Origin of the sequence: Massilia sp. BKSP1R2A-1 (assembly GCF_050586525.1) — a bacterium.
GTDB lineage: Bacteria > Pseudomonadota > Gammaproteobacteria > Burkholderiales > Burkholderiaceae_D > Telluria.
The window spans coordinates 79,254-92,297 of sequence record NZ_JBOBRE010000003.1 but is presented as its reverse complement, the minus strand read 5'-3'; the positions used below and the strand labels follow the sequence as shown (position 1 = coordinate 92,297).

At 64.7% G+C, this 13,044-nt stretch carries 10 protein-coding genes, 5 tRNA genes and 1 pseudogene; 10 read left to right on the top strand and 6 right to left on the bottom strand.

Going from position 1 to position 13,044, the window contains the following annotated elements:
- Positions 1–11: 11 nt before the first annotated feature.
- The 6 genes from ACQ7JA_RS06005 to metG all read right to left on the bottom strand — a co-directional run bounded on the left by ACQ7JA_RS06005 (position 12) and on the right by metG (position 6,712).
- Positions 12–779, bottom strand: coding sequence for a flagellar brake protein (locus tag ACQ7JA_RS06005; RefSeq protein ID WP_430895556.1), 768 nt, complete (start codon positions 777–779; stop codon positions 12–14).
- A 120-nt stretch (positions 780–899) separates the two neighbouring features.
- Complete coding sequence (gene panC, locus ACQ7JA_RS06000) at positions 900–1,739, bottom strand: pantoate--beta-alanine ligase (RefSeq protein ID WP_430895554.1); 840 nt, start codon at positions 1,737–1,739, stop codon at positions 900–902.
- Between the two features lie 32 nt (positions 1,740–1,771).
- Positions 1,772–2,656, bottom strand: a complete 885-nt coding sequence (locus tag ACQ7JA_RS05995; RefSeq protein ID WP_430895552.1) for a segregation and condensation protein A — start codon at positions 2,654–2,656, stop codon at positions 1,772–1,774.
- A gap of 18 nt (positions 2,657–2,674) precedes the next feature.
- The gene (locus ACQ7JA_RS05990; protein ID WP_430895550.1) at positions 2,675–2,884 is read right to left on the bottom strand and encodes a DUF3460 family protein; all 210 of its coding nucleotides are present in this window, start codon (positions 2,882–2,884) and stop codon (positions 2,675–2,677) included.
- A gap of 63 nt (positions 2,885–2,947) precedes the next feature.
- Entirely contained in the window at positions 2,948–4,264 is a 1,317-nt protein-coding gene (locus ACQ7JA_RS05985) for an enoyl ACP reductase FabMG family protein (RefSeq protein WP_430895548.1), read from the bottom strand.
- Positions 4,265–4,549: 285 nt separating this feature from the next.
- Complete coding sequence (gene metG, locus ACQ7JA_RS05980; protein WP_430895546.1) at positions 4,550–6,712, bottom strand: methionine--tRNA ligase; 2,163 nt, start codon at positions 6,710–6,712, stop codon at positions 4,550–4,552.
- A gap of 136 nt (positions 6,713–6,848) precedes the next feature.
- Here metG and apbC point away from each other — a divergent pair, with 136 nt between their 5' ends.
- The 10 genes and pseudogenes from apbC (at position 6,849) to ACQ7JA_RS05930 (ending at position 12,736) form a co-directional block, all read left to right on the top strand.
- Positions 6,849–7,937 (top strand): iron-sulfur cluster carrier protein ApbC, encoded by a 1,089-nt coding sequence (gene apbC, locus ACQ7JA_RS05975; protein ID WP_430895544.1) that lies wholly within the window; start codon positions 6,849–6,851, stop codon positions 7,935–7,937.
- Between the two features lie 60 nt (positions 7,938–7,997).
- Positions 7,998–8,381 (top strand): SMI1/KNR4 family protein, encoded by a 384-nt coding sequence (locus ACQ7JA_RS05970; RefSeq protein ID WP_430895542.1) that lies wholly within the window; start codon positions 7,998–8,000, stop codon positions 8,379–8,381.
- A 491-nt stretch (positions 8,382–8,872) separates the two neighbouring features.
- Positions 8,873–9,044 (top strand): annotated as a pseudogene (locus ACQ7JA_RS05965) (EAL domain-containing protein); the annotation flags it as partial.
- A gap of 91 nt (positions 9,045–9,135) precedes the next feature.
- A complete protein-coding gene (locus tag ACQ7JA_RS05960) occupies positions 9,136–10,491 on the top strand; it encodes an aminotransferase class I/II-fold pyridoxal phosphate-dependent enzyme (protein ID WP_430895540.1) in 1,356 nt (451 codons plus the stop codon).
- Between the two features lie 95 nt (positions 10,492–10,586).
- Positions 10,587–11,978: a glutamate--tRNA ligase gene (gltX, locus tag ACQ7JA_RS05955; RefSeq protein ID WP_430895538.1), complete on the top strand. Its 1,392-nt coding sequence runs from the start codon at positions 10,587–10,589 to the stop codon at positions 11,976–11,978.
- 125 nt (positions 11,979–12,103) lie between these two features.
- Positions 12,104–12,179, top strand: a tRNA-Ala gene (locus tag ACQ7JA_RS05950).
- Positions 12,180–12,225: 46 nt separating this feature from the next.
- Positions 12,226–12,301: transfer RNA gene (locus tag ACQ7JA_RS05945), tRNA-Glu, on the top strand.
- Between the two features lie 106 nt (positions 12,302–12,407).
- A tRNA-Ala gene (locus tag ACQ7JA_RS05940) sits at positions 12,408–12,483 on the top strand.
- 31 nt (positions 12,484–12,514) lie between these two features.
- Positions 12,515–12,590, top strand: a tRNA-Glu gene (locus ACQ7JA_RS05935).
- Positions 12,591–12,660: 70 nt separating this feature from the next.
- Positions 12,661–12,736, top strand: a tRNA-Glu gene (locus ACQ7JA_RS05930).
- Positions 12,737–13,044 lie beyond the last annotated feature (308 nt).

Genomic DNA, 13,044 nt, shown 5'->3' with positions numbered 1-13,044 from the left:
TACGAAAATCCTCAACGCGCGCGCCGCTCCACCGCCCCGCTGGTGACGAAGCGTTCCAGTGTCTGCTGCATCTGCATCGAGATCGCCGCGAAGCTGCAGCCGATCTGCACTTGCTCGCCCAGGAGGAAGGTGCGGAAGGGGCGCATCAGGCGCACTTCGAGGTCGGCGGTGAGGATCAGGTTGGGTCCCAGCTCCAGGCGCACGCCTTCGAGCTTCTTGCCGACGTGCAGGCCGAAGCATTCTTCCGGGCTGGCGCGCAGGCCGACGCCGCCCTTGGAAAAGTCGTACAGGGGCAGGTGGTGCTGCCGGCCCTGAAGGCGGAAGCTGGCGGTGTAGTTCACGCCCACCGGCGTTTCCACGCGGCGTGCGGCGCGACGGTTCAGCACCAGGCATGCCTCGGGGAATTCGGCCGCGACATGCATGGGATTGGCCGGCAGCGGGGTCCAGGACTGGTCGAGCTCGAATTGCAGCTTGGCGTTGCCGCCCAATGAGGCGACCAGGATCGCCTTGCCGCCGGGCGGGCGTTCGCTGCCGCTGAAGTCGATCACGAAATGCGGCAGTTCAGGGTCGACCGATTCGATGCGCGCCAGCAGGGGCTCGATCCAGTCGGCAGGGAAGACCGTGATCGGCGCCCCCGACTCGGCGAGAGCGGTGAGGGCCTCGCCGATATCGAAGGGGTCGCGCATTTCGTGCGGCTGGACATTGCCACCGATGCGGCTCAGCGCATCGGACGGCTTGGGCGTACCTTTGCGGTTCAATGGAGCGGCAGTTGCGTTCACGGCAAGGGTTCCTGAAGGTTTGTGCGCCTGTCTACATGAAGGCATGAAAGCGCGACAAGTATAAGCCCAGACGCGCTAAAGTTGCAATTTAACAAGAATACATATTGTTTTGTTATCGCCTCAGATTTCCAGGTTGTCGATCAGGCGGGTATTGCCCAGCTTGGCGGCAGCCAGCACCACCAGGGCTTCGCCGGCCTCGAGGTCGGCAGCGCTCGGCGCCTGCAAATCGATGCGCTTGCGTACCGAGACATAGTCCGGCTTCCAGCCGCGCCCGGCCAGGTGGGCCATGGCCTGGCCTTCGACCGCCGCCACATCGCGCTCGCCGCCGCGCAGCGCGCCGGCCACGGCATTGAGTTGCTGGTACAGCACCGGGGCTTCAATCCGCTCCTCCACCGACAGGTAGCCATTGCGCGACGACAGGGCCAGTCCGTCTTCCGCGCGGAAGGTTTCGGCGCCGATGATCTCGGTCGGCAGGCCAAGCTGGCGCGCCATGTTACGGACGATCATGAGCTGCTGGTAGTCCTTCTTGCCGAACACGGCAACGCGTGGCTGCACGCAGGAGAACAGCTTGGTCACCACCGTGCACACGCCCTCGAAGAAGCCGGGTCGGAATTCGCCTTCCAGCGTATTGCCGAGGCCATCCGGCGGACGCACGCGGTATTCCTGCGGTTCCGGATACATGTCCTTCTCGGTCGGGGCGAACAGCACGTAGACGCCTTCCTTTTCCAGTTTCTCGACGTCGGCCTGGAAAGTGCGCGGGTATTTGTCGAAATCCTCGTTCGGGCCGAACTGCAGGCGGTTCACGAAGATCGAGGCGACCACCGGGTCGCCGTGCCTGCGCGCCAGGCGCATCAGGGAAAGATGGCCCTCGTGCAGGTTGCCCATCGTCGGCACGAAGGCGGTGCGCAGTTGCCCGTGCAGCTGGTCGCGCAGGTCGTCGATGGAAGAAATAATTTTCATGGGTAATCGAAGGGTATAAAGTAACCGGTTTCTCAAGCCGGGGAATAGGCCAGGCGCACGTAGATCGGCGCGAAAGGTTCCGCCTGCGTGATCTCGATCAGGGTTTCCTTCGCCAGTTCAAGCATGGCGACAAAGTGTACAACCACAATCGGAACCGTGTGCTGGCCCGCAAACAATTCGGAAAACTCGACGAAGCGCTGCGACTGCAGGGTGCGCAGGATGGCCGACATGTGCTCGCGCACGGACAGCTCCTGGCGCGAGATGCGGTGGTGCTGGGTCAGTTTGGCGCGCCGCATCACGTCCAGCCAGGCGCGCTGCAGGTCCCAGGGATCGACGTCGGGGAAGACGGGCGCCAGGCCCTGTTCCACGAACAATTGGGGGCGCACGAAGTCGCGTCCCTCCTGGGGCAGGGCGCCGATCTCCAGCGCCGCCACCTTGATCTGCTCGTACTCCAGCAGGCGGCGCACCAGCTCGGCGCGCGGGTCGCCGACGTCCTCGACCAGGTCGTCCTGCCTTTTGGGGAGCAACATCCTCGACTTGATCTCGATGAGCATCGCCGCCATCAGCAGGTACTCGGCGGCCAGCTCCAGGTTGCGCTGGCGGATCTGTTCGACGTATTCCAGGTATTGCAGGGTCACCTGCGCCATCGGGATGTCGAGGATGTTGAAATTCTGCTTGCGGATCAGGTAGAGGAGGAGGTCGAGCGGACCTTCGAAGGCGTCGAGGAAGATCTCGAGCGCATCCGGCGGAATGTACAGGTCGTTCGGCAGGCGCGTCAGCGGCTCGCCGTACAGGCGCGCGATCGCCCCTTCGGCTGCCTCGGCAGCCGCATTCAGGGCGGCATCATCGAGAGGGGGAGGCGCCCCGTCCTGCTGGGGACCGGCCGGCACCAGCGGTGCGGCCTGCTCTGGCAGCATGGGGCGCGTCCCTGGAAATCAGACCTTGGTCTGGTAGGGGTAAGCCTGCTGGCTCAGGCGCGACTGCTTGATGCGCTCCTGCTCGTCCAGCGACAGCGGGGCCTTGTCCCACAGCAGGGAGCGGCCTTCGACCTGGCGCTCTTCCATGCCCGGCGTCTTGGCCTTCAGTTCCTTGATGAACTTGGTGTGCTCGGATTCGTACAGCGAGTGTTGTTTCTTGAAGATCATGATTCTAAGAAAGAGTTAAGAAGCCCCGGCAGATTCTTCTGCAGCGGGGCGGCTGCGTCAAGCTTACTTGTGCAGTTCGTTCAGCTGGCGCGCGATGATGTCGTGGCTGAGCCACAGCACCGGGGAAATCTTTTCCGATGCACCATGGAACATCAGTGGGCCGGCGCCTTCCAGCACCAGGCTGGACAGGTGGTCGGTGATCAGGGCCTTGCGGTCCTTGTGCATGGCGGTCATCTCTTCCGAGGTGCCGATCATGACGTCGGCCAGCTCCGGCGTGTTGTCCATCGGCCAGGCTTCGAAGTTGCGGAACAGGGCGCTGGTGGCGTCGTTATTGTACTGCTCGATCTTGTCCAGCAGCGATTGCAGGGACACGCCTTCGCCCAGCAGGTCCTGGCAGATCTGCCATTGCTGTTCGGCCCAGGCGCCGCCGCCTTCCTTCTTCAGTGCGGTAAGCAGGGGGAAGAGCGACAGCTCGACGCCCACGAAGATGTCCGAGGAATTGGTGCGGATTTCCGGGCAGTTGAAGACGGTCGCGTAGATGCCTTGCTTCCAGGCCGCTTCGGCGATCGACTCCAGGCGCATCTTGGCGTAGCCCTGGGTGTAGTTGGTGTAGGTCTGCCAGACATACTTGCCGCCAATCAGGATCTCGGTGCCGTGGTAGCCGTAGGCGGTGTAGCGCACTTCGCCGCCGGCCTTGGTCACGCGCTCGCGGATCGGGGCGGACGCGTCGATCAGGTATTTCAGGGTGTTGGCGGTGACTTCGTCGAAGTTCATCAGGATCAGCTTGCCCAGGTCGCTGTCGAGCAGGGCGCGCGAGGATTCGAAGCGCTCGCCCCGGCCCTTGTAGATGCGGTTGGCGATTGCCAGGAAGGCCTTGATCTTCGGGATGCCGCCTGCCATGGTGTGGGCAAAGAAGACGTTGGCGCCTTCCGGGATCAACTTGTCGATCTCAGCCATCGCCTGGGCGGCGCTGGTGGTGAAGCGGCGCACGCCGGCTTCGCGGCAGCGCTCGATCTTTTCCCAGTCCAGCTTGTCGTCCTGCCAGGTCTTCAGCTTCACGTCAGCCAGCAGTTCGGTCGGGTTCTGCTCGCCTTCCGGGGCATCCATGTCGAAACCGGCCATCAGCGGCACATTGACGATCTTGCCGCCCAGCTTCTCTTCCGCCTCCGCGTGTTCCTCAGCGGTGAGGGCGCGCAGGGCGCCGGTTTCGTCGCGGCGGCCGACGGTGATGCCGACGATGCTCATGCCGGCAGCGCGCGCCTCGTCGATCAGGCCATTCACATAGCCACGGCCGAACAGTTCGCCGAACAGGACGAAGACGTCGCCCTTGCGGAACACATTGGCTTGGGGAATATGGCGAAGAGGAGTGAATTCGGTCATCTTATTATCTACCTATTTGTAATGGTCTGAAGAGGCCTGCCGGCGAGGGCCGTAGGGGCGCGGATTTCAGAAAAATAACGTGGCATTATAACGCCGCTGACGGGCGCGGGATTGATTTTGGCGGAGGCTGGCGGGGAGGCTGCTGCGAAGGTCTGCTGGGGAACCTGGGCCCGGCCTGCGCCGGGGCGACGTCTTGAGGACGCGGACTACGGTTGCTGCAATATGCCGCCAGCCTGAAGACCGTCATCCCGGCGAAGGCCGGGATCCAATGTTGTTCACGTCCAGTCAGCGGATGCGCATGCCCGGAGTCGCGCCCGGCATCGGATCCAGCAGGTAGAGGCCCGGATTCGCCTTCTCGTCAGCCGCGGAGGCGCACAGCACCATGCCTTCGGAGACACCGAACTTCATCTTGCGCGGCGCCAGGTTGGCGACCATGACGGTCAGCTTGCCGACCAGGTCTTCCGGCTTGTAGGCCGACTTGATGCCCGAGAACACATTGCGGTAGCGGCCTTCGCCCACGTCCAGGGTCAGGCGCAGCAGCTTGCCGGCGCCTTCCACGTGTTCGCAGTTGACGATCCTGGCCACGCGCAGGTCGATCCTGGTGAAATCGTCGATCGAGATTTCCGGGGCCAGCGCTTCGATGGCGTCGGCTGCCGCAGGGGCAGCCGACGCGGCGGCAGGCGCATCCGCGGCGGGCGCAGCGGTATCAGCGGCAGGCGCGGCGGCAACCGGAGCGGCGACGGCCGGCTTGTCGAACAGGTTCTCGACCATCTTCGCATCCACGCGCTGGATCAGGTGGCTGTAGGCGCCGATGGTGCGGCCCAGCATCGATTCGTAGACGGCGGCGCCGTGGGTGTCGGCCCAAGAGAATGCGCTGTCGCCCAGGAATTCACTGACGCGCGCGCCGATGTGCGGCAGCACCGGCGAGAGCATGACGGTCAGCTGGCGGAACAGGATCAGGGCGGTGGTGCAGACGTCGTGCAGCTCGGCCGCCTTCGCTTCGTCCTTGGCCAGCAGCCAGGGCTTGTACTCGTCCACGTACTGGTTGACGACGTCGGCGATCTCCATGATCTCGCGCAGGGCGCGGCCGTATTCGCGCGCTTCGAACGCGGCGGCGATGCTGGCCTGGCGCTCGGCGCCGTCGACCATCAGGGCCTTGCAGATCCACTCTTTCGCCGTCGGCGACAGGGAATCGGCCAGCTTGCCGTCGAATTTCTTGGCGATGAAGCCGGCGCAGCGGCTGGCGATGTTGACGTATTTGCCGATCAGGTCGCTGTTCACGCGGGCGACGAAGTCTTCGCCGTTGAAGTCCAGGTCCTCGACTTTCGCATTCAACTTGAAGGCCAGGTAGTAGCGCAGCCACTCCGGGTTCATGCCCAGTTCCAGGTAGCGCAGCGGCGAGATGCCGGTGCCGCGCGACTTCGACATCTTTTCGTTGTTGACGGTCAGGTGGCCGTGCACCGCCACTTTCAGCTTGTCGATGATCGGGTGGCCGCTGAAGTTCAGCATCGCCGGCCAGAACAGCAGGTGGAAGGACACGATGTCCTTGCCGATGAAGTGGACCTGTTCGGCGTCCGGATCCTTCAGGAAGGCCTCGAAATCGAGACCTTGCTTGTCGAAATAGTTCTTGAGCGAGGCCAAGTAGCCGACCGGCGCGTCCAGCCACACATAGAAGAACTTGCCCGGCGCGTCAGGGATCGGGATGCCGAAATAGGGCGCGTCACGGGAGATGTCCCAGTCGGCCAGCTTTTCGCCGGATTCGCCCAGCCATTCCGAGACCTTGTTGACCATTTCCGGCTGCAGGCGGCCCGGGGTGTTCAGCCATTCCTTCAGGAAGGTGAAGCAGCGCGGGTCGGACAGCTTGAAGAAGTACTGTTCCGACGGTTTCAGGATCGGGGTCGAGCCGGTGAAGACCGAGAACGGGTTGATCAGCTCGGTCGGCTGGTAGGCGGCGCCGCAGACTTCGCAGTTGTCGCCGTACTGGTCCTTGGCGTGGCAGACCGGGCACTCGCCCTTGATGTTGCGGTCGGCCAGGAACATGCCCTTGACCGGGTCATAGAAGCGGTCGACGGTCTTGGTGACGATCAGGCCGGCATCGCGCAGCTTGCGGTAGATGCCCTGCGAGAGTTCGACGTTTTCCGGCGAATCGGTCGAATACCAATTGTCGAACGCGATATGGAAGCCGTTCAGGTATTGCGGGCGGCCGGCGGCGATCTTGGCCACGAATTCCTGGGGCGTGATGCCTTCCTTCTCGGCCGCGATCATGATCGGCGTGCCGTGGGTGTCGTCGGCGCAGACGAAATGGACCTGGCGCTGTTGCCCATTGTCCTTCTGCATTCGCTGGAAACGGACCCAGATGTCGGCCTGGATGTACTCCATCATGTGGCCGATATGGAAGGCAGCGTTGGCGTAGGGCAGGGCGGTGGTGACGAACAGCTTGCGGGTCATGGTCGAAGCGCTAGGGTTATATGAAAAGAAGCATTTTAACAGCGGAAGGCCCTACATGCTTAGGGGGTATGATCGCGCGCCCACGATAATGATGCATTTTGCGCTACACTTCGCCCCAATCACATTGGAGAAACACATGAGCATCACCGAGAACGATATCAAGACGGCATTGTCGGCGGTCATCGATCCTAACACCGGGAAGGATTTCGTCTCTTCCAAATCCATCAAGAACATCAAATTCGACGGCGACAAGGTCAGCCTCGACGTCGAGCTGGGCTATCCGGCCGCCAGCCAGGTCGCCGCGATCCGCGACCAGGTCCTGGCCGGCGTGAAGGCGATCCCCGGCGTGGGCAACGTCACCGTCAAGGTCTATAGCAAGATCCTCTCGCACGCGGTCCAGCGTGGCCTCAAGGTGATGCCGAACGTGAAGAACATCATTGCCGTTGCCTCGGGCAAGGGCGGGGTGGGCAAGTCGACCACGGCCGTCAACCTGGCCCTGGCACTGGCCGCGGAGGGTGCAAGCGTCGGCATCCTGGACGCCGATATCTATGGCCCATCGCAGCCGATGATGCTGGGGATTAACGCCCGTCCCGAGAGCACGGATGGCAAGACCATGGAGCCGCTGGAGAACCACGGCGTGCAGGTTTCGTCGATCGGCTTCATGATCGACCCGGACGAACCGATGGTCTGGCGCGGCCCGATGGTGACCGGCGCGCTGCAGCAGCTGCTCGAGCAGACCAACTGGCGCGACCTCGATTACCTGATCGTCGACATGCCCCCGGGGACCGGCGACATCCAGCTGACCCTGTCGCAGAAGGTGCCGGTCACGGGCGCCGTGATCGTCACCACGCCCCAGGACATCGCCCTGCTGGACGCGCGCAAGGGCCTCAAGATGTTCGAGAAGGTCGGCATCCCGATCATCGGCGTGGTCGAGAACATGAGTACCCACATCTGCTCGAACTGCGGCCACCATGAGTCGATCTTCGGCGAAGGCGGCGGCGAGAAGATGTGCCGCGACTTCGGCGTCGACTTCCTCGGCAAGCTGCCGCTGACCCTGTCGATCCGCGAGCAGACCGACTCGGGCCGCCCCACCGTGGTGGCCGATCCGGAAGGCCCGGTCGCCACCATCTACAAGGAGATCGCGCGCAAGGTGGCGGTCAAGGTGGCGGAAAAGGCGAAGGACATGAGCAGCAAGTTCCCGAGCATCGTCGTCAAGAACGACTGAGGCCGGCAGCGGGCGCGGGCAGGGCGCACCATCCCATGCGGTGCGCCTGAGGGGGAAAGGGTGGCGTTCGATCTTTCCGAAGCGTGGGTCATCGAGACCGAAGCGCGGCTCTGCGCGCGGCTACCGGCCGGCTACCGCGCCGCCATGATGCGCCGTAACGGCGGCAGCATCGCCCTGGACGACGAGGATTGGGAGCTGTACCCGATCCGCGACGGGAGCGACCGCAAGCGCATCGCGCGCACCTGCAACGACATCCTGTCCGAAACCCGGGCCTGCCGGGAGTGGCGCGGCTTTCCGCCGGGCGCCCTGGCGATCGCGGGCAATGGCGGCGGCGACCAGTTGCTGTTCCTGCGCCAGGACAATGCCTTCGGTGCGCCGGTGCACCTGTGGAGGCACGAGACCGGCGAACTGATCCTGATTGCCGCCGAATTCGGCGAACTGTGATGGTGGCTTCGCCTATCTCACGACGTTCTGCTCGAAAATAAAAACGCTCGGTGTTCCCTGCATACACTCGTCGTTTTGGAGCGTATGCAAGCGGGATCCCGATGAGCGAGATCAGCCTCACAGGCAGTCCACAGCGCTGGCGCGGCCGTTACCTGGACGCGGCCCCGCGCGCACGCGCCGAGAACGTCGTCAACGCGGCCCTCATGGCGGCGACCGCCGGCCCCTTTTATGCCCTGGTCTACTGGCTGCTGGACCTGCGCGTCGCGGCCGCCGAGATCCTGGCCTGCTGCCTGGTCATGCTGCTGGCGCCGCCCATGCTGCGCCTCTCCGGCAGCATCGTGGCCGCGCGCGAGCTGTTCCTCTGCGCGCTGTTCTTCAATTTCATCTGGCTGACCCGGCGCCTGGGCGGCAGCGCCGCCCCGACCGCCAGCTGGCTGGTAACGGCGCCGGTGGTGGCGATGTTCCTTGATCCTTGCATGCCGGACGCGCGCCGCGTCATCGGCGTGGAAGCGCTGCTGCGCTGGCAGCACCCGGTCTGCGGGCGGTTCGATCCGGGGCGCTTCATCGCGCTGGCCGAGGAGACCGGCATGATCGTCCCGATCGGCGACTGGGCTGCGCACCGCCTGCCTGCAGAACCGCGCCTGGCGCGATGCTGGCGCGCCAGGACAAGGCCGCCCCACCGGGCGCGCAGCTCACGGCACCCTCGCTCGCGCCCTTGCTGAAGTAAGCATTCGCACCCATACCGGAGAATGTCATGCAGAACGAAGCCATCCCTTTCGATCCCTCCCGGGACCTGCCGGCGCTGGCCGCCTCCGGCGCCCTGGGTGGCAATGTCGCCCTGTTCCGCCAGCCGCGCGGCCCCGACCTGATGCGCCGCGCCCAGCCCCTGGACGAGTGGTGCGCGCTGCTTGCGCGCCACGGGGTCTGGCCCTACAACCGCTGCCTGGAGGGGGCGCCGACCCCGCTCAGCACCGTCGAGGGCGATGGCCTGGTGGCGGCGCGCGGCATCAACTTCGCTTCGCAGGACTACCTGTCGCTGGCCTCCCATCCCGAGGTCCTGGCGGCGGCGATGGCGGCGCTGGCCGAATGCGGGCCGCACAGCGCGGGCTCGGCGGTCCTGCTGGGGAACAGCCGCTATTCCGGGGCGCTGGAGGGCGTACTCGGCGAACTGCTGCGCTGCCGCCACGTGGTGCTGTTCCCGACCGGCTGGGGCGCGGCCTTCGGCGCCGTCACCGCGCTGGTGCACGGGGCCGACCACGTGCTGATCGACCAGCTGGCCCATGCCTCGCTGCGCCAGGGGGCGATGGCGGCGACCCGCAACGTGACGCCGTTCCGCCACCTCGACTGCGACCACGTGCGCGAACTGCTGGCCGGCATCCGCGCTGCGGACAGCCAGGGCGCCATCCTGGTCGTCACCGAGGGCCTGTTCAGCATGGATGCGGACAGCCCGGACCTGCCGCTCCTGCAGTACCTCTGCCACGAGTACGGCGCCACTCTGCTGGTGGACGTCGCCCACGACCTGGGCGCAATGGGGCCGGGCGGCGGCGGCGTGATCGGGGCCCAGGGCATGCTCGGCAAGATCGACCTGGTAATGGGCGCGTTTTCCAAGACCTTCGCCTCGAACGGCGGATTCGTGGCCTGCGGCTCGGCGTGCGTGCGCCGGCAGCTGCAGCTGTTCGCCGGGCCGCACATGTTTTCCAATGCCCTGTCGCCGGTGCAGGCCGCCACCATCCTCGCCTGCCTGCGGATCGTCGCCGGCCAGGAAGGCGAGACCTTGCGCGCCGCGCTGATGCGCAACGCGGTCGAGCTGCGCGCGCTGCTGAAACAGGAGGGCATGCGCTGCATCGGCGCACCGTCGCCGATCGTCCCGCTGTGGACGGGAACGGAAGCCGCCTGCCGCATCGCGGGCATGCTGCTGGCGCGCGAGCAGGTCTTCGTGAACCCCATGGAATTCCCCGGCGTGCCGCTGGGTGCGGCGCGCCTGCGCCTGCAGCTGATGGCCCAGCACACCCCGGCCCAGATCCGGCGCGCCGCGCCCCTGCTGGCGCAGGCGGTGCGCAAGGCCGCCGGGGAGCCGCAGCCGGCGCTGGCGCCGTCAAGGCAGGGCTGAGCGGGGAGGGCGGACGGGGCAGGGCGGCCTTGCGGTGTGGCGGTGTGGGGGCGACGCGGTAAAATAACTCCTTTACCTATTTCGCATCTCTCACCATGACCGTCCGCACCCGATTCGCACCCAGCCCGACCGGCTACCTCCACCTCGGCGGCGCGCGCACCGCGCTGTACTCCTGGGCCTATGCCCGCCACTTCGGCGGCACCTTCATCCTGCGCATCGAAGACACCGACCTGGAGCGCTCGACCCCGGAAGCCGTGCAGGCCATCCTGGACGGCATGCAGTGGCTCGGCCTGTCGCACGACGAAGGTCCGTTCTACCAGATGCAGCGCATGGACCGCTACCGCGAGGTGGTGGCGGCGATGCTGGAAGCCGGCACCGCCTACCTGTGCTACTGCTCGCCGGAAGAAGTCGAGGCCATGCGCGAGCGCATGCGCGCAGCGGGCGAGAAGCCGCGCTACGACGGCACCTGGCGACCGGAAGCCGGCAAGACTCTGCCGCCCGTGCCGGAAGGCGTGAAGCCGGTGGTGCGCTTCAAGAATCCGCTGGACGGCGAAGTCACCTGGAACGACGTGGTCAAGGGTCCGATCACCATCGCCAACAAGGAGCTCGACGACCTGATCATCGCGCGCCCGGACGGCACCCCGACCTATAACTTCTGCGTGTCGGTGGATGACTGGGACATGAAGATCACCCATGTGCTGCGCGGCGACGACCACGTGAACAACACGCCGCGCCAGATCAACATCCTGCGCGCGCTCGGCGCCGAGCTGCCGCAGTACGGCCACCTGCCGATGATCCTGGGCGCCGACGGCCAGAAGCTGTCCAAGCGCCACGGCGCGGTCAGCGTGATGCAGTACCCGGAGCAGGGCTACCTGCCGGAAGCGATGCTGAACTACCTGGCGCGCCTGGGATGGAGCCACGGCGACGACGAGATCTTCTCGATGGAGCAGTTCACCGAGTGGTTCAACCTCGAGCACCTGACCGCGTCGGCGGCCCAGTTCAACCCGGAGAAGCTCGCCTGGCTGAACAACCATTACATCAAGCAGGCGGACAACGAGCGCCTGGCCGGCCTGGCCCGCCCGGTGCTCGAGCGTGAAGGCGCGCAGTTCGACGGTGCGCCGGCACTTGCCACCGTGATCGCCCTGGTGAAGGACCGCACCAACACCATCAACGAGCTGGCCGATACCGCCATGCTGTTCTACCGCGAGCCGAAGCCGGATGCGGCCCTCCTGGCCCAGCACCTGACGGATGCGGTGCGCCCCGCACTGGCCACCTTCGCCGAGCGCTGCAAGGACGTGGAATGGAACAAGGCCGCGATCGCCGCCATGTTCAAGGAAGTGCTGGCGGCCCATGGCCTCAAGATGCCGCAGATTGCGATGCCGCTGCGCCTGATCGTGACCGGCCAGCTGCAGACGCCGGCGATCGATGCGGTGCTCGAATTGTTCGGCCGCGACGTCGTCCTGGCGCGTGTGGCAAAGTATTTGTAATGGCCTGTTCGCGGAGCGCGCATTTTCTGAAAACAGGTATTTGCGAAATGCAAGGCGCTCCGCTATAATGCTCGCACTTCAGCAGCACACGGTAGCAAAGAGCAGTAGATACAGTGTGAAAAGAGGGGGGTATAGCTCAGCTGGGAGAGCGCTTGCATGGCATGCAAGAGGTCAGCGGTTCGATCCCGCTTACCTCCACCAACACCCTGAAGTGCAGTATGTAGCAAGGCAGTACGGTAGTTCCGAGGTCCCCATCGTCTAGAGGCCTAGGACATCACCCTTTCACGGTGAGTACCGGGGTTCGAATCCCCGTGGGGACGCCAAGAATCCGGAGCGATTCGATTCTGGCAAAGCGCGCACCCAGCAGCGCGCGAGTAGTAAGTGAGTAGAAGAAGCACCAGCAGTATGTTAGAATGTTGTTTTCCCGTAGGGGGTATAGCTCAGCTGGGAGAGCGCTTGCATGGCATGCAAGAGGTCAGCGGTTCGATCCCGCTTACCTCCACCACGTAGGAAAAACAACAGTTCTGACCGTCCGGGTCCCCATCGTCTAGAGGCCTAGGACATCACCCTTTCACGGTGAGTACCGGGGTTCGAATCCCCGTGGGGACGCCAAGAATTTGGTAGTAAGCTGATGCCGCGGTGCGGCGCAGTTGTAGTAAACAGCAGCAAGTACAGTTCATAGGTCCCCATCGTCTAGAGGCCTAGGACATCACCCTTTCACGGTGAGTACCGGGGTTCGAATCCCCGTGGGGACGCCAGCATAAAACCGGAGTAGACCAACGCGCTTGCGCGGAGAGGTGCTCCGGTTTTTCATTTTTGCGCGCCGGATTGCGCGCGCAGCCTGCCTTCTTCCGCATATTCCACAGATCTGCAGATTCCGGATGCCGTTGGCGGCTGTCCTGTTTCGCTGTTCCTGTTCCTGTTCCTGTTCCTGTTCCTGTTGTCCCTGTTCGCGCCTCTCCGTTTCCACGGTTTCTTCCGTTTCGCGTTCTTCCCCGAGGTCCGGCGCAGGATTTCCCCGTGCCGGCACTCGTCGCAAGACACCTTGCAAGCGCGAGCCGGCCCA